The 25,880-nt window shown below is 61.7% G+C and carries 23 protein-coding genes; 8 read left to right on the forward strand and 15 right to left on the reverse strand.

The window, feature by feature from the left end:
- Positions 1-113, forward strand: a 113-nt coding sequence (locus L6D81_RS25450) for a transposase (protein WP_036984840.1), incomplete at its 5' end; no start/stop codon positions are given.
- Between the two features lie 18 nt (positions 114-131).
- On the opposite strand, the gene L6D81_RS25455 is transcribed toward L6D81_RS25450, so the two are convergent.
- The 10 genes from L6D81_RS25455 to L6D81_RS25500 form a co-directional block, all read right to left on the reverse strand.
- Positions 132-3,161, reverse strand: a complete 3,030-nt coding sequence (locus L6D81_RS25455; protein ID WP_236182412.1) for a multidrug efflux RND transporter permease subunit — start codon at positions 3,159-3,161, stop codon at positions 132-134.
- Between the two features lie 13 nt (positions 3,162-3,174).
- Positions 3,175-4,323: an efflux RND transporter periplasmic adaptor subunit gene (locus L6D81_RS25460; protein ID WP_236182413.1), complete on the reverse strand. Its 1,149-nt coding sequence runs from the start codon at positions 4,321-4,323 to the stop codon at positions 3,175-3,177.
- A 147-nt stretch (positions 4,324-4,470) separates the two neighbouring features.
- Complete coding sequence (locus L6D81_RS25465) at positions 4,471-5,571, reverse strand: DUF1513 domain-containing protein (RefSeq protein WP_236182414.1); 1,101 nt, start codon at positions 5,569-5,571, stop codon at positions 4,471-4,473.
- A gap of 14 nt (positions 5,572-5,585) precedes the next feature.
- The gene (locus L6D81_RS25470; RefSeq protein ID WP_236182415.1) at positions 5,586-6,650 is read right to left on the reverse strand and encodes an imelysin family protein; all 1,065 of its coding nucleotides are present in this window, start codon (positions 6,648-6,650) and stop codon (positions 5,586-5,588) included.
- A gap of 26 nt (positions 6,651-6,676) precedes the next feature.
- Entirely contained in the window at positions 6,677-8,104 is a 1,428-nt protein-coding gene (locus tag L6D81_RS25475) for a di-heme oxidoreductase family protein (protein ID WP_236182416.1), read from the reverse strand.
- Positions 8,105-8,294: 190 nt separating this feature from the next.
- Positions 8,295-9,641, reverse strand: a complete 1,347-nt coding sequence (locus tag L6D81_RS25480) for an imelysin family protein (protein ID WP_236182417.1) — start codon at positions 9,639-9,641, stop codon at positions 8,295-8,297.
- 197 nt (positions 9,642-9,838) lie between these two features.
- Positions 9,839-11,890 carry a putative bifunctional diguanylate cyclase/phosphodiesterase gene (locus tag L6D81_RS25485; RefSeq protein ID WP_064383811.1) on the reverse strand — a complete coding sequence of 684 codons (2,052 nt, stop codon included), beginning with the start codon at positions 11,888-11,890 and terminating at the stop codon, positions 9,839-9,841.
- Positions 11,891-12,245: 355 nt separating this feature from the next.
- Positions 12,246-12,842, reverse strand: a complete 597-nt coding sequence (locus tag L6D81_RS25490; RefSeq protein WP_003227660.1) for a superoxide dismutase — start codon at positions 12,840-12,842, stop codon at positions 12,246-12,248.
- A 175-nt stretch (positions 12,843-13,017) separates the two neighbouring features.
- Positions 13,018-13,620, reverse strand: coding sequence for a LysE/ArgO family amino acid transporter (locus L6D81_RS25495; RefSeq protein ID WP_236182418.1), 603 nt, complete (start codon positions 13,618-13,620; stop codon positions 13,018-13,020).
- Positions 13,621-13,625: 5 nt separating this feature from the next.
- Positions 13,626-14,027 (reverse strand): ACT domain-containing protein, encoded by a 402-nt coding sequence (locus L6D81_RS25500; RefSeq protein WP_236182419.1) that lies wholly within the window; start codon positions 14,025-14,027, stop codon positions 13,626-13,628.
- Between the two features lie 96 nt (positions 14,028-14,123).
- On the opposite strand from L6D81_RS25500, the gene L6D81_RS25505 reads away from it, so the two are divergent.
- The 4 genes from L6D81_RS25505 (at position 14,124) to L6D81_RS25520 (ending at position 18,077) form a co-directional block, all read left to right on the forward strand.
- Entirely contained in the window at positions 14,124-15,011 is an 888-nt protein-coding gene (locus tag L6D81_RS25505; protein WP_236182420.1) for a LysR family transcriptional regulator ArgP, read from the forward strand.
- Between the two features lie 108 nt (positions 15,012-15,119).
- On the forward strand, positions 15,120-16,112 hold the full coding sequence (locus L6D81_RS25510) for an NAD-dependent epimerase/dehydratase family protein (RefSeq protein WP_236182421.1): 993 nt from the start codon (positions 15,120-15,122) through the stop codon (positions 16,110-16,112).
- Between the two features lie 116 nt (positions 16,113-16,228).
- A complete protein-coding gene (locus tag L6D81_RS25515) occupies positions 16,229-17,104 on the forward strand; it encodes an ATPase (RefSeq protein WP_236182422.1) in 876 nt (291 codons plus the stop codon).
- Positions 17,105-17,228: 124 nt separating this feature from the next.
- Positions 17,229-18,077: a cache domain-containing protein gene (locus L6D81_RS25520; RefSeq protein ID WP_236182423.1), complete on the forward strand. Its 849-nt coding sequence runs from the start codon at positions 17,229-17,231 to the stop codon at positions 18,075-18,077.
- 44 nt (positions 18,078-18,121) lie between these two features.
- Here the strand turns inward: L6D81_RS25520 and L6D81_RS25525 are convergent, their stop codons facing one another.
- Positions 18,122-19,639, reverse strand: coding sequence for an MDR family MFS transporter (locus tag L6D81_RS25525; protein WP_236182424.1), 1,518 nt, complete (start codon positions 19,637-19,639; stop codon positions 18,122-18,124).
- 79 nt (positions 19,640-19,718) lie between these two features.
- The gene (pobA, locus tag L6D81_RS25530) at positions 19,719-20,912 is read right to left on the reverse strand and encodes a 4-hydroxybenzoate 3-monooxygenase (RefSeq protein WP_236182425.1); all 1,194 of its coding nucleotides are present in this window, start codon (positions 20,910-20,912) and stop codon (positions 19,719-19,721) included.
- A gap of 178 nt (positions 20,913-21,090) precedes the next feature.
- Here pobA and L6D81_RS25535 point away from each other — a divergent pair, with 178 nt between their 5' ends.
- On the forward strand, positions 21,091-21,987 hold the full coding sequence (locus L6D81_RS25535) for a helix-turn-helix domain-containing protein (protein ID WP_236182426.1): 897 nt from the start codon (positions 21,091-21,093) through the stop codon (positions 21,985-21,987).
- A 9-nt stretch (positions 21,988-21,996) separates the two neighbouring features.
- Here L6D81_RS25535 and L6D81_RS25540 read toward each other — a convergent pair whose 3' ends face one another.
- Together L6D81_RS25540 and L6D81_RS25545 are read right to left on the reverse strand one after the other, a co-directional pair.
- The gene (locus tag L6D81_RS25540) at positions 21,997-22,218 is read right to left on the reverse strand and encodes a hypothetical protein (RefSeq protein WP_011335701.1); all 222 of its coding nucleotides are present in this window, start codon (positions 22,216-22,218) and stop codon (positions 21,997-21,999) included.
- Between the two features lie 41 nt (positions 22,219-22,259).
- Positions 22,260-23,165 carry a LysR family transcriptional regulator gene (locus tag L6D81_RS25545; protein WP_236182427.1) on the reverse strand — a complete coding sequence of 302 codons (906 nt, stop codon included), beginning with the start codon at positions 23,163-23,165 and terminating at the stop codon, positions 22,260-22,262.
- 115 nt (positions 23,166-23,280) lie between these two features.
- Between L6D81_RS25545 and L6D81_RS25550 the strand changes: the two genes are divergently transcribed.
- Both L6D81_RS25550 and L6D81_RS25555 read left to right on the forward strand, forming a co-directional pair.
- On the forward strand, positions 23,281-24,159 hold the full coding sequence (locus L6D81_RS25550) for an MBL fold metallo-hydrolase (protein ID WP_236182428.1): 879 nt from the start codon (positions 23,281-23,283) through the stop codon (positions 24,157-24,159).
- A gap of 45 nt (positions 24,160-24,204) precedes the next feature.
- Positions 24,205-24,819 carry an NAD(P)-dependent oxidoreductase gene (locus tag L6D81_RS25555; protein ID WP_236182429.1) on the forward strand — a complete coding sequence of 205 codons (615 nt, stop codon included), beginning with the start codon at positions 24,205-24,207 and terminating at the stop codon, positions 24,817-24,819.
- A 92-nt stretch (positions 24,820-24,911) separates the two neighbouring features.
- Here the strand turns inward: L6D81_RS25555 and L6D81_RS25560 are convergent, their stop codons facing one another.
- Entirely contained in the window at positions 24,912-25,790 is an 879-nt protein-coding gene (locus L6D81_RS25560; protein WP_236182430.1) for a LysR substrate-binding domain-containing protein, read from the reverse strand.
- Between the last annotated feature and the right edge of the window lie 90 nt (positions 25,791-25,880).

A 25,880-nucleotide genomic window follows, 5' to 3' on the forward strand; every position in this document is an offset into this window, starting at 1 on the left:
AGCTGGAAGGCATAAACAATCGAATAAAGGTCATCAAACGGATGGCGTACGGTTACCGGGATAGCGAATTCTTTTTCATGAAGATCAAGAGCGTGTTTCCCGGCAATCCGTGATGAACCTTTTTTATTGCGTTATGGCTTGGGATCGGGTTTCGCCAGCACGGTATAAACGCATGGCAGGACAAACAGCGTAAACAGCGTCCCGATCGACATCCCCGTGGCAATCACCGTCCCGATGTCGAAGCGACTGACCGCACCGGCACCGGTGGCCAGGATCAGCGGCACCATGCCGAACACCATCGCCGCGGTGGTCATCAACACCGGACGCAGACGAATCGCCGCCGCTTCTTCCACCGCCTCCCGAGGCGTGAGCCCCTTGTCCTTGCGTAACTGGTTGGCGAACTCGACGATCAGGATCCCGTGCTTGCTGATCAGCCCGATCAGCGTCACCAGCCCGACCTGGGTGTAGATGTTCATGCTCGACCAGCCCAGGAACAGCGGAATCAGCGCCCCGCAGATCGACAACGGCACGGTCACCAGAATCACCAGCGGGTCGCGGAAGCTTTCGAACTGCGCCGCGAGCACCAGGAAAATGATCGCCAGCGCCAACGCGAAGGTCACCCACAGCGCGCTGCCTTCCTGGACGAACTGCCGGGAGGCGCCGCCGTAATCGAAGGCAAAACCGGCCGGGGCCTCTTCCCGGGCGATCTGCAACACGGCGTCGATGGCTTCACCCATGCTCACCAGCGGGAACCCGGACAGTTTCGCCGCGTTGAGTTGCTGGAACTGGTTGAGCTGTCGCGGTCGTGCGCGGTCGGTCACGGTGATCAGGGTCGACAGCGGCAGCAGTTCGCCCTGGGTGTTTTTCACGTAGTAGTTGTTCAGCCAGTCCGGGTTGTCGCGGTAGGCCCGTTCGACCTGGGCGATGACCTTGTAGCTGCGGCCTTCGATGGTGAACCGGTTGATTTCCGCCTCGCCCAGCAAAGTCGCCAGCGTACCGCCCAGATCCTGCATCGACACGCCCATCTGCGCCGCCTTGGCGCGGTCGATGTCGACCACCACTTCGGGCTTGTCGAAAGCCAGGTCGAGGTCGACGAAGGCGAACTTGCCCGACTCCATGGCGCGCTTCTTGATCCGGTCGGCCACTTGCAGCAACAGCTCGTAATCGTTGGCGGTGTTGATCACGAACTCGAACGGCAGGCCTTCACCGGTACCGGGCAGGGATGGCAGGTTGAAACCGAAGACCTGCAGACCCGCAATGCCCTCGAGTTTGCCCTGCACTTCGGGGAGGATCTCCATTTGCGTGCGGCTGCGCTCGTTCCACGGCTTGAGCAGGAAACCGCCGATGCCGCTCTGCACCCCGTTATAGCCGTTGATCTGGAACGAGGAGTAGTACTCCGGAAACTCTTTGAAGATCTTGATGAATTCGTCGGTGTAGGTGTTCAGGTAATCGAGGTTGGTCGGTTGCGGGGCGTTGGCCATCATGAAAATGATGCCCTGATCCTCGTCCGGTGCCAGTTCCGACTTGGTGAACTTGAGCAGTACCGGAATCAGGCACAGCACGATCACCGCAAATACCAGCACCACCGGCCGGGTGTTGAGCGTACCGTGCAGCATGCTCTGATAGCGACGCTTGAGGCTGTCGAAAATCCGGTCCAGGCGATGGGCCAGGCCCGTGGGATTTTCGTCATGGCGCAGCAGCATGGCGCACATCATCGGCGACAGGGTCAGGGCAACGACGCCGGAGATCACCACCGCGCCGGCCAGGGTCAACGCAAACTCTTTGAACAGCGCCCCGGTCAGCCCGGTGAGGAACCCGATCGGTGCATACACCGCTGCCAGGGTGATGGTCATCGACACCACCGGCATGGCGATTTCCCGGGCGCCTTCGAGCGCGGCCTCCAGCGGTGTCTTGCCTTCCTCGATGTGCCGGTGGATGTTTTCCACCACCACAATCGCGTCGTCCACCACCAGCCCGATGGCCAGCACCATCGCCAGCAGTGTCAGCAGGTTGATCGAGTAGCCCATCATCTGCATGAAGAACATCACGCCGATCATCGACAGCGGGATGGTCACCACCGGAATCACCACTGAACGCAGCGCACCGAGGAACAGGAAAACCACCACGATCACGATCAGCACCGCCTCGAACAGGGTTTTCACCACTTCGTCGATGGAGGCCTGGATGAACAGCGTGGCGTCGTAGGCGATTTCGCTCTTGAGGTTGGGCGGCAGCTGGGCTTCCAGCTCCGGCATGATCTTGCGTACTTCCTTGATAACGTCCAGCGGGTTGGCCCCGGGCGTGGCCTTGATCCCGATGTACACCGAGGGCGTACCGCCGAACGAACTGATCGAGTTGTAGTTTTCCGCGCCCATCTCGACCCGCGCCACATCGCTGAGCAGCACCCGGCTGTCGCCGCTGACCTTGAGCGGGATCTTGCCGAAGGCTTCTGCGGACTTCAGTTCGGTGTTGGCGTTGATGCTGGTGACCACGTACTCGCCTTTCACTTCGCCGGCGGCGGAGAGGAAGTTGTACTGGCGCACCGCGTTGGTCACGTCGCTGGCGCTGAGGCCGAAACCGGCGAGTTTCACCGGGTCGATCCACAGGCGCATGGCGAACACCTGGTTGCCGAGAATCTCCGCCTCGGCCATGCCCGGCAGGGTCGCCAGTTTCGGCTGGATCACCCGCGACAGGTAGTCGGTGATCTGCGGGTTGTTCAGCTCCTTGCTGAAGAAGCTGATGTACATCAGCGCCGAAGCGTCGGCGGCTTCCTTGCTCAGCACCGGATCTTCGGCGTCCTGGGGCAGTTTGTTCTTTACCTCGTTGGCCTTGGCCAGCAGTTCGGTGAACAAGCGGTCGCTGTTGGAGCCGATGCGCGCGTAGATCGAAATCACCGAGAAGTTCTGGCGACTGACCGAGGTCATGTAGTCGATACCCTCGGCACTGGCCAGGCTCTGTTGCATCGGCTGGGTGATATAGCCCTGGATGGTTTCGGCGTTGGCCCCGGGATACGCGGTGGTCACCGTGATCAGGGCGTTTTCCATTTGCGGATACTGGCGCAGCGGCAGCTTGCTCCAGGCCTGGAAGCCCAGCAGCACAATCAGCAGGCTGACCACGGTGGCGAGCACCGGGCGGCGGATGAACGGATCGGTAAAAGCCATGGGGTTTCCTTGATCAGTCGGCGCGGGGCGGACTGTTCTGCTCGCCGAGGGTCTTGTCATCGCTGATGGCAATGTGGGCGCCGTTGTCCAGTTTGATCTGGCCGGCCGTCACCACCTGTTCGCCGTTCTGCACGCCCTTGTTGATCATCACCTGGCCATCGCGGCGTTCGCCGGTCTCGACGAACCGACGCTCGGCGATCAGCACCGGTTGGCCCTTGTCGTCTTTTTCGACGGTACCGTCTTCGGCTTTTTTCTGGGTGACCACGTATATCGAGTTGCCGTACAGGGTGTAGGTGATCGCGCTTTCCGGGACCACGACGTGTTTCTGCGGATCCGGCAGCAGCACCTCGACACTGGTGAACATGCCCGGCAGCAACTTGCCGTCGGGGTTGGCCAGGGTGGCGCGAACCAGAATGTTGCGGGTGGTGCTCTCGACGATGGGGTTGATGGCGCTGATGGCGCCGGTGAAGTTCTCGCCGGGATACGCCGCGACCGTAATCTGTACCGGTTGCCCGATGGCCAGTTTCGGCACCGACTGTTCGGGCACGTAGAAGTCGGCGTAGAGGCTGCTCAGATCCTGCAGGGTGGCGATCTTGGTGCCGCTGGCGAGGTAGTCGCCGATGTCGACGAGGCGGATGCCGATGGTGCCGCTGAAGGGTGCGACGATGCGTTTTTTGGCCAGCGCCGCATTGAGTTGATTGACCGTCGCCTTGTTTTTTTGCAGTTGCGCCGAGAGTCGGTCGAATTCGCCTTTGGAGATGGCGCTGCTGCCGACGAGCTGGCTGCCGCGACCGTAATCGAGTTGCGCGAGACCGAGATCGGCCTTGGCGGTTTCGAGGAAGGCGGCTTCGACGGCGCTGTCCAGTTGCAGTAACGGCTGGCCGGCCTTGACCTTCTGCCCCGATTCGAACTTCAGCTCGGTGACGGTGCCGGCGTTCTCCAGGCTCAGGTCGACGCCTTGCAGCGCCTTCAGTGTACCGACGGTGGGCAGGCGCATCTGCCACGGGCGCTCGACAGCCGTGGCCACGGCGACACTGATCGGCGGCTTCGGTTTTGAAAAGCCCTGGATCATCGTATAGATCGAGAAGGCCTTGTAACCGGCGAGAAGCAAAACGATCAGCAGTACAACACCCAACATGATCAGCATGCGGCGACGCAGCATATTTCCAGTTCCTTGGAGAAAATCAGGCGAGACAGGCGGGCACATTACCCCGAGTCCGGCAGGGATTCCAACTGCCAGTTTTTATCGGGTGTAAGGGAAGAAGGTGGAGAAAAGCGGGGCCGCCGACCGAACGGTCGGCGGCGAATTTCAGGCCATCAGATGAAGATGGTTGTCCCAGAGCCCTGCGGGCAAATCCAGTGGTTTGGCCAACAGATCGTCCTGGCGGCAATCGTAGTAGCGGCAGCGTCCCTGACCGGAGGTCACGACAAACCCGTCCTTCACCGCACCGACGCCGGCGCAGTCGGGCAACGGGGCGTCGAGGCGCACTTCGCCGCTGTCCAGGTCCCAGATGAAGAAGCGATTGCCGCGCGGTGCGGTCAGCGCCACCAGACGCAGGTCGCTGTGCACGGCGACGCTGGCGGTGTAATGCCCCATCGACTGCAACTGATGCTCCGGCACCGGGAACGCCACGAATGGCTGGCCGGGACGTTTGATCGCCAGCAGTTCCGAGCGTTCGTGGGAAGGCCCCATGAATTGCTGGCCGGCGACGATGGTGCCGTCGCTGGCGATCCCCAGGTGGCGCACGCTGTTCATCTGTTGGGCGAGGGTTTCCTTGCTCAGCAGGGTGCCGTCGCGTTGCATCAGCACCAGACTCGGTTCCATGGCGTCGAGGTTCATGTCGACCCGGCTTTCGGCCTCGGTGCGGATCCCGCCGTTGGCCACCACCAGGGTTTCACCGTCGGGCATCCATGACACCTGATGCGGGCCGAGGCCGTGGGTGGGAATCTCGCCGCTGTGCACCAGTCGTTCGCCTTCGAATTTGTACACGCCGAGCAGGCCACGGCCCGGATCGGTGGTGTCGTTTTCGGTGGCGTACAGGTAGTCGCCGCTGTGGTGGATTACCGCGTGGCCGTAGAAATGCCGGTTCGGCTGCGACGTCACGGTTTGCAGCAATGCGCCGTTGCGCAAGTCGATCAGGTAGCTCTCGGTGCCCGGTCGGCGGGCGACGAACAGCGCGATCGGCAGCGTCGGGTGATTGATGATGTCGTGGCAGCGCTGGCCGACTTCGGTGGCAAACACCTTCGTGCCGTCCAGCCGATAACCGACGGCGTAGTGCTTGCCGTCGGTGTCGTCCCGCGCCGACAGCAGCAGCGGGCTTTGGTCCTTGCGTTTGAACAGCGTCCAGCCGCCCAGTGTCACTGCTCCCAGCAGCAAACTACCTAAAGTCAGAGCCTGGCGTCGCAGCATGGCACGTGCCCTCATCAGTCACCGTCGTTGGCGTTGAAGCCCAGTTGGATGCCCAGCGCCTTGGCCAGTTCGCCTTCGTGCAGGCGGTGGACGACGTTGAGGCTGTCGTAGATGTCGTTGAGCTGCTGACGACCGGCGTCATCGTTGAGCATTTCGGTCAACGAGCGCTGGGTGCTGTCGAACAGTTTGAGCGAGGCTGCATAGGCAGCGTCGATCTTGTCCGCCAGCGGCTTTTGCTCAGCCGGCAGCAGGCCGCGCAGGCCTTTGTTGTCGACGCCTTCCCAGACGGTTTTGGCCGCCGCGAGGCTGGCTTCCAGCGCTTCCATGGACGACTGGCTGCGCCATGCGTCAGCCTGGAACGGCTGGGGCACGCCCTTGCTCTGGCGGCCCATCGGCGTGCCGAGTTTTTTCTTCAGGGTGTCGAGGGCGGTGACCTGTACCCGCAGCAGATCGGCGATCGCTTCGTGGGAGTCGGCGTAGCGCTGGTTCGGGAATTTGCTCATCTGCGCGAGCATGCCGTCGGTGTTGTTCCAGCTGTTGAGGATCTCTTCGGCCAGTTGTTTCTGACGCTCGCCGATGGCTACCAGCAGCGGGCAGTATTTGGCTTTCTGCGCGTCGTTGGCCACGTCGGGCTTGGCGTCGAACAGGATGTACTCGTAGGCGGACAGGCCTTGAACCACGACGCTGGACTTGGCCAGGGCGGCGGCGTCGATCTGCGGTTGCGCGGTGACCAACTGCTCGACCTGACGGCCGACCAGGTTCTTCTTGTCCGGCCAGAACTGCACCTGCCACGAGCGATTGCCTTCGGCCAGCGGGCCGATCAGCAGCGGTTGCAGCTCGGCCCAGGCTTTCTGTGCATGCAGGAAGTCGGCACGGGCGGTGTCCAGCGTCTCTTTGCCCTGGCAGTAGGCGAGGGCGCTGACGGCCAGTTGCTTGTCGGCTTCGACCCAGCGGGTGTAGGTCGGCAGGATCACCGATTTGGCGATGGCCGCCGAGGTGACGGCTTGCGGATCCTGCGGCGAGCACGCGCCGAGGGCCAGTGCGGCAAGGCTGGTGAACAACAGCTTGGGACGGAACATGTCGGGCTCCCGATTCTTTTAAGTGTTTAAAGTGAGTTCAAGAACGCCAGCAGCGCGGCACGCTGCTCGGCATTGAAAGACAAAACCTGTTGCTGCGCCGCCTTCGCTTCGCCGCCATGCCAGAGCACCGCTTCGAGCAGGTTGCGGGCGCGGCCGTCATGCAGAAACTGGGTGTGGCCACTGACCGTCTGCGTCAGGCCGATACCCCACAGCGGCGGGGTGCGCCAGTCGCGGCCGGAAGCCTGGAATTCAGTGCGGTTGTCCGCCAGACCTTCGCCCATGTCGTGCAGCAGCAGATCGCTGTAGGGGCGAATCACTTGATGGGCCAGTTCAGGTTCGGCCGCGTTGGCGGCGGTTGTGTATTTCGGTGTGTGACAGGACTGGCAGCCCGCCTGGAAAAACAGATTCTTGCCGGCCAGCACCTGCGCATCGTTGACTCCACGACGGGCGGGAACCGCGAGGTTGCGGCTGTAGAACAGCACCAGGCGCAGGATGTTGTCGCTGACTTCCGGTTCGCCGTCCGGGCCGTTGCCGTTCGGCGCCCGTTTGCAGGCGGTTTGCGCGTCGGTGCAGTCATCAAACGGCCTCAGGCTGGTGGTCAGGCCCATATCACCCGAAAACGCGTGAACATTTTGTTGATTGAGGTTGGGTTGGCCGGCTTTCCAGCCAAATCGCCCCATGACGGTCTTTTGCTGCGCGTCATCCCAGACCCGGTTTGGCCGGCCGTTGATGCCGTTGTTCTCTTTGGCCTGCGCGGCGGCGTTGGCGAGGATCGCTTCCTCAGGGATGGCTTCGAGCAGGCCCAGGCCGATCATCGGTGGCGCAACACGGGCCGAGAAACGCGTGTCCGGGTGCATCGGGCCGTAGCCGAGCTGGGTGATCTGCAGGACCGGTTTGCGCAATTCGACTTCAGTGCCGTCCTTGAAGCGGACCGGCACCGGCATGTAGTCGACCCGCACCTTGCCTTCCGGCGTGACGCCTGGCACGGCCATGTCCTGAAACTGCCCGCCGTAGACCGGCTCGGGCACCACACCGACCTGCTCGATCAATTTGGCGTACTGCGGCGCATCGGGGATCGACAGGCGCACCAGCATCGACACCGCGTTGGCCGCATCCGGCGTCGGTGGATGACCGCGGCCGTCCTTGATGTGGCAGTTCTGGCAGGCGTTGGTGTTGAACAGCGGGCCAAGGCCGTCACGGGCCGTGGTGGTCGACGGCGCAATCACCCAAGGGTTGCGAAAGAAACTGTTGCCGACGCTAAAGTCCACCCGGCGCGAGGGCGGCAGGTTGGCGGACGGCAGGGAGAACGCGTTCTGATCGCTCTTGCGCACGGTCGCCGCGCCACCGGAACGGGCCTCACCCGGCTCGGCCTTGGTGAAACGCGGGGCGTCATCGCAGGCACTCAGGCCCAGGGCCAGAAACAGTGCGGTCAAGCGAAGAGGCAGCGAGGGCATCAGACTTCCTGCAAAAGGGGCGAATTTAAAGGCGCAAAGTCTAACAGGGCGCCGGGGTTTGAATAAGAGGAATTATCGTTTGCTTGATTTGCGCCAGGGGTACTGAGCATTCCCACGCAGACAGTTCGACGTGGGAACGACCAGCAAAAAGGCGACCCGAAGGTCGCCTTTTTTAACGCGGACGCTGTGATCAGAACTCGTGATCGGCGTTGTCCGGGTTCAGGTCGCTGATGCCCAGCTTGCCGGCAGCGGCTTCGATCGAACCGGTCTGCTTGACCAGCGAAGCGATCGCGTCGCGGACGATCTGGTTGCCGGCGGTGTTGCCGGCGGCGATCAGCTGGTCGTAGTGCTCACCCTTGTTGGCGTGATCGACCATGACCTGGATCTTGGCTTCGGTGGCAGCCAGATCGGCTTTCAGCGCGGTGTCGGCAGCCGGGTCGACCTTGGCCACCAGCGACGACAGGCTGGCGCCGGTCAGTTTGGTGCCGTCGACACGGGTGTACTCGCCCAGGTAAACGTTACGAATGCCTTTGGCATCGTAGAAGTGCGAGTTGTGGGTGTTGTCGCTGAAGCAATCCTGTTCGTCTTCCGGGGAATTCGCTTCCAGGGACACCTTCATGCGCTCGCCAGCCAGCTCGCCCAGGGACAGGCTGCCCATGCCGAACAGCATTTTGCGCAGGCCGCTTTCAGCCGGTTCGGCTTCCAGGGTGGCGCGGTAGTTGTCGGCCACGTTCGGCTTCCAGTTGGCGACCATTTCTTCCAGGTCGCTGACCAGCAGTTGAGTCACGGCTTTCAGGTAGGCACGACGACGGTCGTTGTGACCGCCAGTGGCGCCTTTGCCTTCCAGGTAGTCCGAAGCCGGACGGTTGCCGGCGCCAGGGCCGGTGCCGTTCAGGTCCTGGCCCCAGAGCAGGAATTCGATGGCGTGGTAGCCGGTGGCGACGTTGGCTTCGGAACCGCCCAGCTCGTTCAGGCTGGCGAGTTTTTCCGGGGTGATGTCCTTGACGTCGACCTTGTCTTCGCCGACCTGCACTTCGGTGTTGGCGATGATGTTGGCGGTGGCGCCCGGGTTGCCCAGTGCGTGCTCGTAGGATTTGTCGACGTAGTCGATCAGGCCTTCGTCCAGGGGCCAGGCGTTCACCTGACCTTCCCAGTCGTCGATGATGGTGTTGCCGAAGCGGAAGACTTCGCTCTGCAGGTAAGGAACGCGGGCGGCGACCCAGGCAGCCTTGGCGGCTTTCAGGGTGTCGTCGTTCGGCTTGGCGAGGAACGCGTCGATGGCGGTTTGCAGGGTTTTTGCGGTGGATTCGGCATCGCTGTAAACGGCGAAGACCATATCGGCGTAGTGCGAGACAACGGCTTTGCCGGCGGCTTCGTCGACTTTACTGGCAGCAGCAGGCGCAGCCGGTGCAGCGGTGCTCGCAGCCGGAGTCGGCGCAGGAGCGGCGGCCTTTTCTTTGTCTTTACCTTCGCCGCAACCGGCGAGGGAAATAGCGATGGCCAGCAGACTGGCGGTAGCCAGAGGCATACGAATCATGGCGAACATCCTGCTTCGGTAATTGTGAGTGGACAGGCGCGGGGGCGCGCAAAGCTGCGACATAATGCAAATCTTTCGCATTATGTGTAAAGGGTTGTAGCTGGAAATATTTCTTATTTGCACGGGGTTTGCGCTGGATCAACAGCGCAGACCGCACCCGGCGGATCAAGGGGTTCGCCGGGCTTGGCAAGAAGATTTCAGAGGATGGCCGCGTTGCTGCGCTGGGCCTGCTTGAGATAAATGCTCAACTCGCGCGCCGGCAGCGGTTTGCTGTAGTGGTAGCCCTGACCTTCGTGGCAGCCTTCGGAAATGATGTAGGTTTCCTGTTCGGCGGTTTCCACGCCCTCGGCGATCACCTGCATGCCCAGGCTTTTGCCTAGTTGAATGATGGCGCGAACGATGGTCGCGTCATCGTCGTCATCCAGCAGATCCTGGACGAAGCTCTTGTCGATCTTGATCTTGTCCAGCGGCAGGCTCTTGAGATAACTCAGCGAGGAATAGCCGGTGCCGAAGTCGTCGATAGCGATCAAGGCGCCGGAGCGGCGCAGGCTCAGCAGGTGCTGGGCGGCGGTGCTGATGTCTTCCATCAGGCCGGTTTCGGTGACTTCCAGCTCCAGGCTGCGCGGCGGCAGGCGGTACATCTGCAACAGGTTGTTGACCACCCGCGGCAGTTCGGCGTGGTGCAGTTGCACGGTGGACAGGTTGACCGCCATGCGCAGGTCGACGAAGCCCTGATCGTGCCAGTCGCGCAGTTGCTTGCAGGCCTGATCCAGAACCCATTCGCCGATGGCAATGATGGTACCGTTCTGTTCCGCCAGCGGGATGAACAGGTCCGGCGGCACCAGACCGTGTTCCGGATGCTGCCAGCGGATCAATGCCTCGACCCCTACCACGCGGTGATCGCGGTAGCTGATCTGCGGCTGATAGACGAGGTAGAACTGGTCGCGCAACAGCGCATCGCGCAGGTCTTTTTCCAGTTCGCGGCGTCGGCGCATCTCGCTGTCGACACTCGCGATGTAGAACTGATAGCGGTTGCGCGAGCGGGTCTTGGCCAAGGTCATGGTCTGTTCGGCTTTCTGCAACAGCTTTTCGGTGCTGTCGCCGTCCTCCGGGAACAGGGTGATGCCGATGGTGGCGCGCAGGCGAATCTCTTGATGATCGAGGGCGAACGGGGCTTCCAGGTCATCAAGGATACTTTGCGCCAGTTCCGCCGCTTCGTAGGGTTGCTCGATATCGGCCTGCACCAGGGCGAACTGGTCGCCGCCGAGACGGGCGAGGGCGCCGAGGCGACCGCTGTGGGCGCGTAGCCGGTCAGCCAGGGCGAGCAATAACTGGTCGCCGGTCTGGTAGCTGAATTGTTCGTTGATACCTTTGAAATCGTCCAGACCTACGCAAAGCACGGCGACCCTGCGTTGCAGCTTGCCGGCATCCACCAGAATCTTGTCCAGTTGCTGCTGCAATTGCTGGCGGTTCGGCAGGCCGGTCAGGAAGTCGTACTGGGCCATGCGCAGCAGGCTGTTTTCCGCTTCGTGGCGCAGGTGGGTGTTGCGTTCGATGGATTCGAGCAACTGGTTGGCGGTGTTGATCCAGATCCCCAGTTCGTTTTTTTCGTGGCCCTTGAGCTGCGGAATCTTGTGTTCGCTGGGGCGGTCCGGGTTGATCTCGGTGAGGTGTTCGATGATCCGCGACAGCGGTTTGGTCAGCAGCCAGTGATAGACCAGATACAGCACCAGGCCCATGGCCAGGGCGCGCAACACGCCGGAAATGAAGATGATCACCGAACTGACGATGAAACCCTGACCGTAGGTGGCTGTGTCGAGGGTGATGCTCAGGTCGCCGTAATACTCGCTGTAGGGCCCGCGCCCCACCAGTTGGGTGGTGAACGTGCGCTCCTGGCCGAGGATCAGGTCGGTCAGCCAGCGGCTGTTGGACTGCTGCAGCTCACGCGACTTTTGCGCGAGCATGGCTTCGTTGGGATGACCGATGGAGGCCTGGCGCACGGCGTCATCCTGGAACAGGCCTTCGATCACCTGCATGCCCATCTCCCGGTCCAGGCTGTAGACGGCCTGGGTGGAGGGATCGCGGAACATGTCGAGGATGCGTTCGGCATCGCCGGCGACGGCCTGGCGTGTTTTATAGGCATCGAACACGATCTGTGCGCAGCTCAAGACCACGCCGACGATCAATGCCGACAGGAGCACGACCCGGAGCAACTTCACCGACAAGCTGTTCTTGAGTTCCAGCTTCAAAGGGTTATTCCTTGTTCCGTGCGGGTAGCGTCAAGTTGCCATGAGTATTGGCAATCCCGTGTTGGCAGTCAAAGGGACAATCGAGCCGCAGAATATTTGTCCGTGGCCTTGGCCGAAATGCTGCTGTCTGGAGTCTTTGCCCTGGTTGTACTGTGTCGGTAGTTTCGGCCTCCAACTTGAGGGGCGTCGGACAATTTTTCCTTTTTTTGATGTTAGTCCGCCGTGGCCTGGGAGCAAGGGGAGAAGGGCTGTATCAGATGTGGGAAAAGGCCCTGTTTGCGATGCAACGCACCCACGATGATTTTCGCAGGTATAAAAAAACCCGGCAAAGCCGGGTTTTTGTCTGGCGTGCAGCTTAAGCGGTGAAGGTCTTGCCTTCGAACTGCTCGGCCACGAACTTCCAGTTGACCAGGTTCCAGAACGCCTCGACGTACTTCGGACGCAGGTTGCGATAGTCGATGTAGTAAGCGTGTTCCCAGACGTCGCAGGTCAGCAGCGGGGTGTCGCCGCTGGTCAGCGGGTTGCCGGCGCCGATGGTGCTGGCCAGCGCCAGGGAACCGTCAGCCTTTTTCACCAGCCAGCCCCAGCCGGAACCGAAGGTGCCGATCGAGGTTTTGCTGAACTCTTCCTTGAACTTGTCGAACGAACCGAACGCCGCGTTGATGGCTTCAGCCAGTGCGCCGGTTGGTTGACCGCCGGCATTTGGCGCCAGGCAGTTCCAGTAGAAGGTGTGGTTCCAGACCTGAGCGGCGTTGTTGAAGATGCCGCCCGAGGAAGTCTTGACGATCTCTTCCAGGGTCTTGCCTTCGAACTCGGTGCCTGGCACCAGGTTGTTCAGGTTCACGACGTAGGTGTTGTGGTGCTTGTCGTGGTGGAATTCCAGGGTTTCCTTGGAAATGTGCGGCTGCAGGGCATCGTGTGCGTAAGGCAGCGGCGGCAATTCGAAAGCCATGATGATTCTCCTAATCAGGTCTGTTGCGGTGAGCGCAAGGCCGATCACGGGCGGCCAGAAATGCACCGGCGAGTTTTTACTCTTTGCGGCGCAGGGTTCGGATCATAGCACCGGGGGTGCGGCTTAACCACGCAACAACTGTGTGGGATAGAGGTTCCAGAGCTGTTTGGAATAATCACGAAGCCAGAATGAGCTGACCCGCCACGGTGAACATCATCACCGCCACCAACAGATCGAGAATCCGCCAGGTACTCGGCCGTGCCAGCCATGGTGCGAGCCATGCCGCGCCGAACGCCAGGGTAAAGAACCACAGCAGCGAAGCACTCGCCGCGCCGACCACATAAGCGCCGGGCACCGACTGTTGCGCACCGAGAGAACCGATCAGCAAAACGGTGTCGAGATAGACGTGCGGATTGAGCAGCGTCACCGCCAGTGCACTGAGCATTACCGCCCTCAGCGAACGCACAGTCTGGTTTTCACCCTGTTGCAGGCTCTGTTTCGAGCAGGCCCGGCGCAGCGCCTGGCTGCCGTACCAGATCAGGAACACCGCGCCGCCCCAGCGGGCAACTGCCAGCAATGTCGGGTTCTGCGCCAGCACCGTGGCCAGACCGAACACGCCGGCCGCCACCAGCAGCGCATCGCAGGTGACGCACAGCGCGGCGACCGGCAAGTGATGTTCACGCCGCAGGCTCTGGGCCAGGACAAAGGCATTTTGCGTGCCGATCGCCATGATCAGCCCGAACGCCACCAGCAAACCATTGGTATAGCTTTGCCACATGACGATTACTCCGCGTGGGCTGCGAGGTCGCGCAGCACTTGCATGGCACGTTCGGCGTCGGCCTGACCGACGAACAGATGATCGTGGTAAAAGCCGGCGATCACGTTACAGCTGATCCCGGCCTTGCCCAGTGCGGTGGCGAAGGCGGCAGTCAGGCCGACCGCTTCCAGCGCCGAATGCACGTTCAGGGTGATCCACGCCGCAACGTAGTCGAAGCTGAAACCGGCGCGCTCGGCGTGAGAGCGTTCGAGAATGACCGTCAGACCTTCCTGTTCACGGAAACTGCCGACGATCTCCAGACCGCTCGGCAACTGGCCGTCGCGCAGGGTGCAGAACACGTATTCGCCGGCATTGAGCTGAGGGTTCATGCTGCGCAGCAGGGTGGTCAACGCGGTTTCGCCAGCCATGGGGGTGGTCCTTGATAAAGAGTGCTTGCTGGCTATTCTCCCGGTTGAGGCTGTATAAGAAAAACCAATAGTGCTGATCGCTCATTAGGAAAACTGATGTTCGACTACAAATTGCTCTCCGCTCTGGCCGCCGTGGTCGAGCAGGCCGGATTCGAACGGGCGGCGCAGGTGCTGGGCCTTTCGCAATCGGCGATTTCCCAGCGGATCAAACTGCTGGAAGCGCGGGTCGGCCAGCCGGTTCTGGTGCGCGGCACGCCGCCGTCGCCGACCGAGATCGGCCGGCGCCTGCTCAACCATGTGCAGCAGGTACGCCTGCTCGAACGGGATTTGCAGACGCTGGTACCGGCGCTGGACGAAGAGGGCCTGCCGGAGCGCCTGCGCATCGCTCTGAATGCCGACAGCCTCGCCACCTGGTGGGCCGAGGCGGTGGGCGATTTCTGCGCCGAACAACATCTGTTGCTGGACCTGATCGTCGAAGACCAGACCGTCGGCCTCAAACGCATGCGCGCCGGTGAAGTGGCCGCTTGCCTGTGCGCCAGCGAACGGCCGGTGGCGGGTGCACGCAGCGTATTGCTCGGGGCGATGCGCTATCGAGCGCTGGCCAGCCCGGCGTTCATTGAACGGCACTTTCCCGAGGGTGTGCGGGCCGAACAGCTACCGCGCACCCCGGCGCTGGTGTTCGGCCCGGACGATTTTCTCCAGCATCGTTACCTCGCGTCCCTCGGCGTCGATGGCGGTTTCGAACATCACCTGTGCCCGTCGTCCGAGGGGTTCATCCGCCTGACCGAAGCGGGACTCGGCTGGGGACTGGTGCCGGAATTACAGGTGCGCGAGCAACTGGAGCGCGGCGTACTGCGCGAACTGTTGCCAGATAAACCGATCGACGTGCCCTTGTACTGGCATCATTGGCGCAATGGCGGTCAATTGCTCGGGCTGTTGACCGAGCAATTGGTGCGCTCGTCGGCGCAATGGCTGGTGGCCTGAAAGCAGCTGCGAGCGTCAAGCTGCAAGCGTCAAGTAAAGCGCTTGCGTACTGTTTTTACCTTGCAGCTCGAAGCTTGAAGCTTGCAGCTGGTTTTGTTGGAGCTCTACATGAAAATTCTGGTCACCGGCGCAAGCGGCTTCATTGGCGGACGCTTTGCGCGTTTCGCCCTGGAGCAGGGCCTGGACGTGCGGGTCAACGGTCGCCGGGCCGAGGGTGTCGAGCATCTGGTGCGTCGCGGGGCCGAGTTCGTTCAAGGCGATTTGAGCGATCCGGATCTGGTGCGTGCGCTATGCAGCGATGTCGAAGCCGTGGTGCATTGCGCCGGCGCGGTCGGTTTGTGGGGCCGTTATCAGGACTTCCATCAGGGCAACGTGCAGGTCACCGAAAACGTGGTCGAGGCCTGCCTGAAACAACGGGTTCGGCGGCTGGTGCATCTGTCGTCGCCATCGATCTACTTTGACGGTCGCGACCATCTCGGCCTGACCGAGGAACAAGTGCCCAATCGCTTCAAGCATCACTATGCGGCGACCAAATACCTGGCCGAGCAAAAGGTCTTCGGCGCCCAGGAATTCGGCCTCGAAACCCTCGCCCTGCGCCCGCGCTTCGTCACCGGCGCCGGCGACATGAGCATCTTTCCGCGCCTGCTGAACATGCAGCGCAAAGGCCGTCTGGCGATCATCGGCAACGGGCTGAACAAGGTCGATTTCACCAGCGTGCACAACCTCAATGAAGCATTGCTCAGCAGCCTGCTGGCCGATGCTTCCGCGCTGGGCAAGGCCTACAACATCAGCAACGGCGCCCCGGTGCCGCTGTGGGATGTGGTCAATTACGTGATGCGCAAGATGGAAGTCCCACAGGTCACCCAGTACCGTTCCTACGGGCTGGCCTACAGCATGGCGGCGCTCAACGAAGGTGTGTGCAAGCTCTGGCCCGGGCGTCCCGAGCCGACCCTGTCGCGCCTGGGCATGCAGGTGATGAACAAAAATTTCACCCTCGACATCAGTCGCGCCCGGCATTATCTGGACTACGATCCGAAAGTCAGTCTGTGGACGGCCCTTGATGAGTTCTGTGGCTGGTGGAAGGCTCAGGACATTCGTTGATACGAATCTGCCGGCCGGCACTGAACCGCGCCACGGCTTGAGGGTCAACCCCAGCGGCCGCGGGGTTTATACTTCGCGCCAATCTGCCATCACCGCGTTCCACAAAGGTTGCCTCAATGTCCATGCGTAACGATGCCCACGACGATTTCGACGATGTACCGAGCCTGCGCGCCGATACCCTCGATGACGACGATTTTCCGGTCACCGCCCGCACCTCCGTGCATTCGCGCACGCCGCCGGTGGTCAGGGTCAAGGCCGCCAGCACCGGGCCATTGTGGGCACTGGTTGGCGCATTGTTCTTCGCATTCATCGGTCTGGCCTGGTGGAGCTTCCAGCAGATTTCGCTGATGGAGCAGCAACTGGTGGCGACCCAGGAAAGTTTCGCGCGCATCAGTGAGGAAGCGGCGGGGCGCCTGCAGGACATTTCCGGCAAGGTCGTGGCCAGCCAGACCAACGTCACCACCGACAGCGAAGCCCTGAAGCAGCAGATCAAACAGCTGCAAAGCGCCCTTCAGGATCAGAGCAAACAGCAGCAGGGCGTGGCCGGGCAGGCAAGCGATCTGGACAAGCGCCTGGCGCAGATGACCGCCCAGACCACCGAACAGCAGACCGCCAACACCCAGTTGCAGGCCCAGGTCAAAGCCCTGAGCACCGAACTGGCGACCCTCAAAAGCACGCCGGCCGACACCAGCAAGGTCGACGCCCAGCTCAAGAGTCTCGATGCTCAGGTCAAAGGCTTCGATGCGCAGTTCAAGAGCCTCGGTGCCGACATCACGGCCCTGAAAAAACAAGGCAATCCGAGCGCCGCCATCGACCGTCTGGAGCAGGAAATCGTCATTCTCAAGAGCGAGCAGGACAATCGTCCGGCCGCTGCGCAGGGGGGCACCAGCACTGCCGAGTTCGACGCGTTCCGAGCGCAGATGACCCGCAACATCAACACCCTGCAAGCGCAGATCCAGAACCTGCAACGGCAACTCAACGCCCGTCCGTAAGCCTCCTGTGCGGCGAGGGCGCGAACGCCCTCGCCGCAGCAACATTCAGAAGCTTTCTGAATAGCCATACATGGCCTCAAGCCGTCTACGCTCTTGAAACACCAACAAGAACGAGGGATGCGTCATGGGGTTTGTGCAAAAACTGGCCTGGCTCGGCGCGGTACTGCTGTTGAGTTTCGGTCAGGCCAACGCGGCCACCACCGAAAAAGACGACAGCAAGGCCGCCATCGCCTTGCTGGAAAAGGCTCTGGCCTATTACCACGACAACGGCGACAAGGCGTTCGCGGCGTTCAGCCGTCAGGGCGAATTCGTCGACAAGGACCGCTACGTGTTCGTGGTCGACACCAAGGGCGTGATGCTCGCCAGCGGTGGGCCGTCGTCGGCATTGATCGGGCGCGACGTGAGCGAAGTGCTCGGGCCGGACTTGCAGAAGTCCTTCAAGGACGCCTTGAAAGTGCCGGAAGGCAACGGCATCCAGCAGGCCGAATACCGCTGGCAGAACTGGTCCGACGGCAAGGTCGAGCGCAAGCACGTTTACTATCAGCGCATCGGTCAGCGGATTCTGGCGGTGGGTTATTACTTGCCGCGCGCGTCGGCGGAGCAGGCCAAAGCGTTGCTCGACAAGGCTGCTGCCGATCTGACCAAGGACGAGAAGGGCACGCTGTCAGCGATCAATTCGCTCAAGGGCGGTTATTTGCAAGACGACTTGTATGTGTTCGTGGTCAATCTCGACAACCACCGCTATGTCGCCCACGGCACCAACCTGCGGCTGATCAACACCGATTTCGCCAAGGTCGAGGACCCGGAAGGCAAGCCGGTGGGCGAACCGATTCTGGCGCTGATCGGCAAGCAGGATGAGGGCGAGTACGAATACCGCTGGAAAAACCCGGTGACCGGCAAGGTCGAGGACAAGCATGCCTACCTGAAGAAAGTCGGGAATCTGCTGGTGGCGGTCGGTTATTACAGTGCTTGATTCCTCAACGCTCCCACGCAGCCCGTAGGAGCCATCGGCATCAATCAGCGGGCGCCGTGCTCACGGCCCCGCAACAAGCGGTTCGGCATCGCTATCGCCGCCGCCAGCCCCAGCAGTGACACCGCCGCGCTGACCATCAGCAAATGCCGGAACGTCACCAGCAACTCGGCGCGCAAGGCATCCTGCGCATCGCCGGGCGCGGCGTTCAGGCCGTCGAGCAGCACGTTGCCGGAATGCCCTTCGCTCATCAGCGAGCTGCCGGCCAGGTGGGCGAAGCTGGAATCCTGCAACAACGCCAGCAACAGCGCCGACATCAACGCTACCCCCACCGCGCCACCCAGGGAGCGGAACAGGTTGGTGGTGCTGGTGGCGACGCCGATATCCTTTTGCTCCACCGAATTCTGTGTGCCGACCAGCGAGGTCGGAAACTGCATGCCGCCGGCAATCCCGCTGAGCAACATGAACAGGCTGCTGAGCAACGTCGCATCGGGCGGGCTGAAGGCCATGCCGAGGATCGAGATCGGCATCAGCAGCGCGCCGGACAGAATCTGCGGTTTATAGCGTCCGGTGATCGAGGTGCGGCGCCCGGCGAAATAGGCGCCGATCGGCAACCCCATCGCCAGCGGCAGCAAGTGCAATGCAGCGCTGTCGGCCCCCGCGCCGGTCACGCTCTGAAAGCGCAGCGGCATCAGCACGATCAGGGAAATCGCCTGGAAGCTGCAAAAGAAAATCGTGCACCAGCACAGCAGGGCGCTGCGGTTGGTGAACAGGTGCATCGGCAGCAACGGCTCCCGGGCGCGTCGCTCATGCCAGACGAACACCGCCAGCACCGCCACCGCGCAAGCGAACAGGCCGAGCACTTCGCTGCTGCGCCATGCATGGCCCTGGCCGACCTGAGTGATCGCCAGCAACAGTGCCGTCAGGCCGATGATCATCAACAGCGTGCCGAGATAATCGATGATTGGTTTGCGCTGGGGAATCGGCAGGCCGATCAGATTGCGCCGCGCTACCCAGAACGCGCCCAGGCCCAGCGGCAGGTTGATCAGAAACACCCAGCGCCACGACAGGTATTCGGTCATGTAGCCGCCGAGCACCGGGCCGGCAACGCTGGCCACCGCGTACATGCTTGAGAAATAGCCCTGATAGCGCCCGCGTTCGCGAGGCGGGACGATGTCGCCGATGATCGCCTGGCTCACCGAAATCATCCCACCGGCGCCGATGCCCTGGAAAATCCGCGCCAGCACCAGTTGCTCCATGCTCTGGGCCATGCCGCAGAACAGCGAGGCGAGGGTGAACAGGCCCATGCCGAACAGCATCAGTTTGCGCCGCCCGTACAGGTCACCGAGCTTGCCGTAGATCGGCACCGCCACGGTCATCGCCACCATGTAGCCGGAAATCACCCAGGCCAGCAGGCTGACGTCCTTGAACTGTGCGGAAATGGCCGGCATCGAAACGGCGACGATGGTCTGATCCAGCGCACCGAGAAAGATCGCCATCATCAGCGCGACCAGCACGCTGCGAATGGCCGGTTTGGGCGTTTCGGGATGGTTGAGGTGGGTCACGGGCAAAACCTGCGGGCAGTGAGGGTCCCGCAGATCGCCAGGCGAGCGGGGATGCTCGCCAGTGTAAGTCGGTAGGAAGCTATTCGATAGCCTCATAAGGAAGCCCGACGTAATTTTCTGCAATGGTTTTTTGACCGGCCTCCGAGCTGACAAAGTAGTCCAGTTCCGAAGCACAGATGCGCTGGCTGAAATCATCATGCTCGTCGAAGCGGTGCAGCATTGAGGTCATCCACCAGGAGAAACGCTCGGCTTTCCAGACACGACGCAGGCAGATTTCCGAATACTTCTCCAGCAGGTCGGTGCGACTTTCGCGGTAGACCTTCAGCAGAATCCTGAACAGCGTGCTGACGTCGCTGGCCGCCAGATTCAAACCCTTGGCGCCGGTCGGCGGAACAATGTGCGCCGCATCCCCGACCAGAAACATCCGCCCGTACTGCATCGGCTCGACCACAAAACTGCGCAGCGGCGCGATGCTCTTTTCAATCGACGGGCCGGTCACCAGCTTCTGCGCCAGATCCTCCGGCAGACGATTGCGCAGCTCATCCCAGAAACGCTGATCGGGCCAGTCGTCGACGTTTTCTTCGGCCGGCACTTGCAGGTAATAACGGGTGCGGGTCGCCGACCGCATGCTGCACAGGGCAAAGCCGCGCTCATGGCGGGCGTAGACCAGTTCATCGTGGATCGGTGGCGTGTCGGCGAGAATGCCCAGCCAGCCGAACGGATAAACCCGTTCGAAGACCTTCAGGCAGTCCTCGGGAATCGACTGCCGGGCCACGCCGTGGAAACCGTCGCAACCGGCGATGTAGTCACAATCGACGCGCCAGGTTTCGCCGTCCTTTTCAAACGTGACATAGGCTTCGTCGCTTTTCATGTCACAGGGAACGACATGGCGGGCTTCGTAGAGGGTCTGGCCGCCGGTCTCCCGACGAGCGGCCATCAGGTCGCGGGTGACCTCGGTCTGGCCGTAGACCATCACGGTTTTTCCACCGGTCAGGGCTTGCAGATCGATGTGCACACGACGCCCGTCGAGGGCCAGTTCGAAACCACCGTGCACCAGCCCTTCGGCGTCCATCCGCTGACCCACACCGGCCTCGCGCAACAGCTCTACCATGCCTTGTTCAAGCACGCCGGCGCGGATTCGGCCGAGCACATAGTCAGGTGTCTGGCGCTCCAGAATCAGGGTCTCGATGCCGGCGTTGTGCAGCAGTTGGCCGAGCAATAATCCGGACGGACCGGCGCCGATGATGGCGACTTGGGTTTTCAGCGTTTTCATTGTTTTTATGACTCGCAAGCTTCACGCGACAATGGCCGGTGAATGATTTTCAGGATTCGAGTGCTTGCATTTTTCCCTTGCGGGTCTGTCAATTGAAGGTGAAAACTGAGCCGATACCTGTACATTCTGCCAATCGGTGCGATTATCGCCCGCAAACCTCGAGGCCTGGATTGAAGTGATGAACAAGCCTGACCTGCCTTCGATTCCGGTGTTCAAGCTCTACGGTGAAAGCCTGGACTGGCCGACCCCTGACTTGCTGCACTGTGAAACCATTTCCAAACGCAGCCGCGAACACCAATGGGAAATCAAACCCCACCGCCACGCCGATTTGTGCCAGTTGCTCTTCGTATTCAAAGGTCAGGCAGAGCTTGAAATCGAAGGCCAACGCACGCAACTGAACGAAACCGCGATCCAGATCCTGCCGCCGTTATCGGTGCACGGATTCCGCTTTTCCGAGGACGTCGAAGGGTTTGTTGTCACCCTCGCCACCCCGTTGATCAACCATCTGCAGGCGCAACTGGGCGGCGCGGTACAGGCCCTGGCTCAGGCCGAAAGCTATCCGGCGGGCAAGGACGCGGATTACCTCAACAGTCTGTTTGCCGCGTTGCAGGCCGAGTACAACGGCCATCAACCGGCACGTGAAATGCTCATGCATTCGCTGGTCAGCGTGATCATGGTCTGGGTCAGCCGTCAGGCGATCCGCCGTCACAACGCCACGCAACGCCCGCAGCGTCAGCGCGAATACCTCAATGGCTTTATTCAACTGGTTGAGGAGACGTACAGACAGCACGTCAAGGTCGAAGACCTGGCCCATCGCCTGGGGATTTCCGTCTCGCACCTTAATGGCACTTGCCGCGAACTGGCGGGGCAACCGGCGTTGCAGATCATGCACGAGCGTCAATTGCTGGAAGCCAAGCGCCTGCTGACTTACACCAGCATGACCATTTACGAGATGTCCGAGGTGTTGGGGTTTTCCGATCCGACCAACTTCACGCGCCTGTTCCGACGCCGGGTGGGGATCTCGCCAAAGGCGTTCCGCGACCGTTTGAAGGCCGAACAGAACGACGACGCCTGACGTCCTGTGTCAGCGCAGGGCGTTGAGGGTGGCGTTGTGAGGGATGCAGCGCTCGAAATTGCAGCTCGCGTATTCGCGGGGCAGTTGCCGCAGCTGCTCCACGCGCCATGCCGCGGTGCCGTACAGCGCCAGCGTGGCCGCGCAGGTGATGAAAATCGCGAGGTATCTTCTTGTTCTGGTGTTCATGGCGTTGACCTCTGAACGAATACCCTTGGGTACTACTTTCAGCATAGGTCAGCGCCGTGGAGTTGCCAGCGGCTCTGTGAACGGGATTACAACCCGATATCCCATTGCGGGTTTTCGGGAAAGCGCTGCACCAGAAAGTCCAGCATGCAGCGCAACGCCGCCGGCATGTGCTTGCGCGATGCGTACACGGCGTAGATGTTCATCTGTCGCGGCTCGGCGTGGGGCAGCAGGCGAACCAGTTCGCCGCGGTGCACATGCACCCCGGCCTGGTAGGTCGGCAGCATCGCCACGCCGGCGCCGGCCAGGGTCGCGCGCAGCAGGGTACTGGCCTCGTTGGCGCTGATGTTGCCCTGCACCGGCACCGAGACCGGTTCGCCATCCTCCTCGAAATGCCACAGGCTTTTTCCGAAATAGGAATGGGTCAGGCAATTGTGCCGGCTCAGTTCCTCGACTCGCTGCGGCTGCGGATGCTCTTGCAGATAGGCGGGCGCTGCGCAGACCACTGAACGACAGACCGTCAGGCGCCGGGCAATCAGATTCGGGTCGAGATCATTGCTGGTGCGGATCGCCAGGTCGATGCGCTCGTCCACCAGGTTCACGGTGCGATCGAGCATTTGCAGGTCGATGTTCACCCCCGGATAGGCTTTGACGAACGCCGCCATGGCATCGGCCAGTTGCGCCTGGCCGAATGAAGTGCTGACGCTGATTCGCAGCAACCCCCGAGGCGCATCGGCGGGTTCGCTGACGGCGGCCTGCATGTCACTGGACAGCTCCAGCATCTGCCGACAGCGCGGCAGGATTTCGTTGCCGGCGGCGGTCAGGCTCAACTTGCGGGTCGTGCGGTGCATCAGGCGTGCGCCGACCCAGTCTTCCAGTTCCGCCAGATACCGTGATACCACCGGTCGCGAAAGGTCCAGGTGATCAGCCGCTGCCGACTGACTGCCCAGATCCACCACCGTGACAAACACCCGCACTGCTTGGAGACGATCCATGATTTGCCCGCTTTCAGAAACAAACTATGTCCAAGCATCGCATTTTTTGTAACGAGTCTGGCAACTAAGCTCTGTCCCCATCGCCAAGCACGGCATTCGAACAGCGGAGCAACCCATGATCGGCTTCACCACCCTCAAGCGCGTTTTACTGGCCACCGCCACCCTCGGCTTTGCTGCCCACGCAGCCGCCGCGAACCTGACCCTCGATGTCTACAACCCGGGCACCCACGCGATCTTCCCGGTGACGTCGGTGCTGGTCAGCGGCGAGAAGGACGCAATTCTGGTGGACGCCCAGTTCGGCAAGTCTCAGGCCGAGCAAGTGGTGGAAAAGATCCGCGCCAGCGGCAAGCAACTGACCACCATCTACATCAGCCACGGTGACCCGGATTACTACTTCGGTCTCGACACCCTGACCAAGGCCTTCCCGGATGCCAAGGTGCTGGCCTCGCAACCGACCGTTGATCACATCAAGCAAACCGTCGACGGCAAGCTCGCGTACTGGGGCCCGAAAATGGGCGCCGACGTGCCGGCCAAAACCATCGTGCCGGGCGTGCTCAAGGGCGACAGCCTGATGCTCGAAGGGCAGAAAATGCAGGTGATCGGCCTGGACGGCAAACAGCCGGATCGCAGCTTCGTGTGGATTCCTTCGCTCAAAGCCGTGGTCGGCGGTGTGGTCGTCGCCGAGAACATCCACGTCTGGATGGCCGACACCCAGACTGCGCAATCCCATGCCGACTGGCTGCAAACCCTGCACTCGATCGAAACCCTGAAACCGAAAACCGTGGTGCCGGGGCACTACCTGGGTGACAGCGCCCGTTCGCTGGCCGCGGTGAAATTCACCGCCGACTACATCAAGGCGTTCGATGAAGAAACCGCCAAGGCCAAGGATTCTGCCGCGCTGATCGCCGCGATGAAAAAACGCTACCCGACACTGGGCGAAGAAAGCTCGCTGGAGCTGAGCGCCAAAGTCGCCAAGGGCGAAATGCAGTGGTAACCCGATTCTGAAAACGCAGCACTCTCACGCCAACTGGAGAATGTCATGAGCAAGATCGCAATCATTGGTGCCACCGGCCGTGCCGGCAGCCAACTGCTGGAAGAAGCCCTGCGTCGCGGCCACAGCGTCACCGCCATTGCGCGGGATACCTCGAAGATCGGCGCCCGCGCCGGTGTGGTCAGCAAGAATGTCGACGTGCTGGACGCCGCCGCATTGCAGGACGCCGTCGCCGGTCACGATGCAGTCATCAGCGCCGCACATTTCGCCACGGTGCCGGCCCATGCGCTGATCGGTCCGGTGAAACAGGCCGGGGTCAAACGTCTGCTGGTGGTCGGCGGTGCCGGTTCGCTGTTGCTGCCGGACGGCACGCGCGTGATCGACAGCGCCGGTTTCCCGGCCGAGTACAAGGCTGAGGCCAGTGCCGGTGCGGCATTCCTCGAGGCCTTGCGTCAGGAGCAGGAACTGGATTGGACGTTCCTGTCGCCGTCGGCGCTGTTTGTCGAAGGCGAGCGTACCGGCAAGTTCCGCGTCGGCAAGGATGACTTGCTGGTGAATGCCGAAGGTCAGAGCTGGATCACCTTCGCCGACTACGCGATTGCGCTGATCGACGAAGTGGAAACGCCGAAGCATTCGCGTCAGCGGTTTACCGTCGGATATTAAGTCCTGGATCGTTCCCACGCAGACCGCTGAGCATTTCCACGCGGAGCGTGGGAACGATCACCGGTTCTGCGTGGGAACGATCATCAAAGGCTTCAGCGGGTATGAGCCTGCTCCACCAGCCACCCCATCAATTCCTGCAATTTCGCCGACGGCTCCGACGCCGGCGCGACGATGTAATAACCCAGTCCCGTCTTCACCTTCAGATCGAACGGCATGACCAGTCGCCCGGCATTCAAGTCGTCGCCGATCAACGACCAGTCGCCAATCGCCACGCCCGTCCCGTGGGACGCCATCGACATCGCCTGATCCAGGGTTTCGAAATGCTGACCGCTGCCGATGTTGCTCAATTGCAGTTCGGCGGCCTTGAGCCAGAGTGCCCAGTCGTCATCGGTGTGGGTCGGATGCAGCAGCAAGTGTTGTTGCAGATCCGCTGGTGTGTGCAGGGCGGGTCCACCGTTGAGCAGCGTTGGCGAGCAAACCGGCGTCAGTTGCTCATCGAACAGATGCAGGGTGGCGGGGGAGTCGTGGGGCGCGGTGCCGTAGATCACCGCCGCGTCGAACTGCTCGCGATGAAAATCCACCCCGTGTTGCAACGACGCCGTGAGTTTCACCGGCACGTCCGGGCGCTCGCGCTGCCATTGCAACAGTCGCGGCAGCAACCAGCGCATCACACAGCTTGGGGCCTTGAGTTGCAGGGTTTCGCGCCTGGCACCGATCTGCTCCACCGAATCGCCGATCAGGCTGAACACCTGCTGCACCCGTGGCAGCCATTCGCGACCTTCGGCGGTCAGTTCCAGGCCCCGGGCCAGACGAATGAACAGCTCATAGCCCAGATGTTCCTCCAGCCCGGCGATCTGCCGGCTCACTGCACCCTGAGTGATGTGCAACTGCTCGGCGGCCCGGGTGAAGTTGCAGCACTGCGCGGTGATCAGAAACGTGTGCAGGGCGGGCAGGGGAGGCAGTCGTTTCATGTGGATCCAAGGTATGACGTGAGGACATGGCTAGTATGAGCTTTTATCGATTGTTGCGGCTACGGGTCGCCCGTTTCAATGAGGCCAATC

This window comes from Pseudomonas sputi (assembly GCF_021603585.1).
GTDB lineage: Bacteria > Pseudomonadota > Gammaproteobacteria > Pseudomonadales > Pseudomonadaceae > Aquipseudomonas > Aquipseudomonas sputi.

What these genes read in the sequence shown, in the direction of transcription:
- L6D81_RS25490 (WP_003227660.1), bottom strand. Translation starts at nt 12,842, where the DNA reads ATGGCTTTCGAATTGCCGCCGCTGCCTTACGCACACGATGCCCTGCAG.
- L6D81_RS25480 (WP_236182417.1), bottom strand. Translation starts at nt 9,641, where the DNA reads ATGATTCGTATGCCTCTGGCTACCGCCAGTCTGCTGGCCATCGCTATT.
- L6D81_RS25545 (WP_236182427.1), bottom strand. Translation starts at nt 23,165, where the DNA reads ATGGATCGTCTCCAAGCAGTGCGGGTGTTTGTCACGGTGGTGGATCTG.
- L6D81_RS25500 (WP_236182419.1), bottom strand. Translation starts at nt 14,027, where the DNA reads ATGGCTGGCGAAACCGCGTTGACCACCCTGCTGCGCAGCATGAACCCT.
- L6D81_RS25460 (WP_236182413.1), bottom strand. Translation starts at nt 4,323, where the DNA reads ATGCTGCGTCGCCGCATGCTGATCATGTTGGGTGTTGTACTGCTGATC.
- L6D81_RS25560 (WP_236182430.1), bottom strand. Translation starts at nt 25,790, where the DNA reads ATGAAACGACTGCCTCCCCTGCCCGCCCTGCACACGTTTCTGATCACC.
- L6D81_RS25505 (WP_236182420.1), top strand. Translation starts at nt 14,124, where the DNA reads ATGTTCGACTACAAATTGCTCTCCGCTCTGGCCGCCGTGGTCGAGCAG.
- L6D81_RS25455 (WP_236182412.1), bottom strand. Translation starts at nt 3,161, where the DNA reads ATGGCTTTTACCGATCCGTTCATCCGCCGCCCGGTGCTCGCCACCGTG.
- L6D81_RS25495 (WP_236182418.1), bottom strand. Translation starts at nt 13,620, where the DNA reads ATGTGGCAAAGCTATACCAATGGTTTGCTGGTGGCGTTCGGGCTGATC.
- L6D81_RS25520 (WP_236182423.1), top strand. Translation starts at nt 17,229, where the DNA reads ATGGGGTTTGTGCAAAAACTGGCCTGGCTCGGCGCGGTACTGCTGTTG.
- L6D81_RS25470 (WP_236182415.1), bottom strand. Translation starts at nt 6,650, where the DNA reads ATGTTCCGTCCCAAGCTGTTGTTCACCAGCCTTGCCGCACTGGCCCTC.
- L6D81_RS25475 (WP_236182416.1), bottom strand. Translation starts at nt 8,104, where the DNA reads ATGCCCTCGCTGCCTCTTCGCTTGACCGCACTGTTTCTGGCCCTGGGC.
- L6D81_RS25465 (WP_236182414.1), bottom strand. Translation starts at nt 5,571, where the DNA reads ATGCTGCGACGCCAGGCTCTGACTTTAGGTAGTTTGCTGCTGGGAGCA.
- L6D81_RS25555 (WP_236182429.1), top strand. Translation starts at nt 24,205, where the DNA reads ATGAGCAAGATCGCAATCATTGGTGCCACCGGCCGTGCCGGCAGCCAA.
- L6D81_RS25550 (WP_236182428.1), top strand. Translation starts at nt 23,281, where the DNA reads ATGATCGGCTTCACCACCCTCAAGCGCGTTTTACTGGCCACCGCCACC.
- L6D81_RS25540 (WP_011335701.1), bottom strand. Translation starts at nt 22,218, where the DNA reads ATGCTGAAAGTAGTACCCAAGGGTATTCGTTCAGAGGTCAACGCCATG.
- L6D81_RS25515 (WP_236182422.1), top strand. Translation starts at nt 16,229, where the DNA reads ATGTCCATGCGTAACGATGCCCACGACGATTTCGACGATGTACCGAGC.
- L6D81_RS25535 (WP_236182426.1), top strand. Translation starts at nt 21,091, where the DNA reads ATGAACAAGCCTGACCTGCCTTCGATTCCGGTGTTCAAGCTCTACGGT.
- L6D81_RS25510 (WP_236182421.1), top strand. Translation starts at nt 15,120, where the DNA reads ATGAAAATTCTGGTCACCGGCGCAAGCGGCTTCATTGGCGGACGCTTT.
- pobA (WP_236182425.1), bottom strand. Translation starts at nt 20,912, where the DNA reads ATGAAAACGCTGAAAACCCAAGTCGCCATCATCGGCGCCGGTCCGTCC.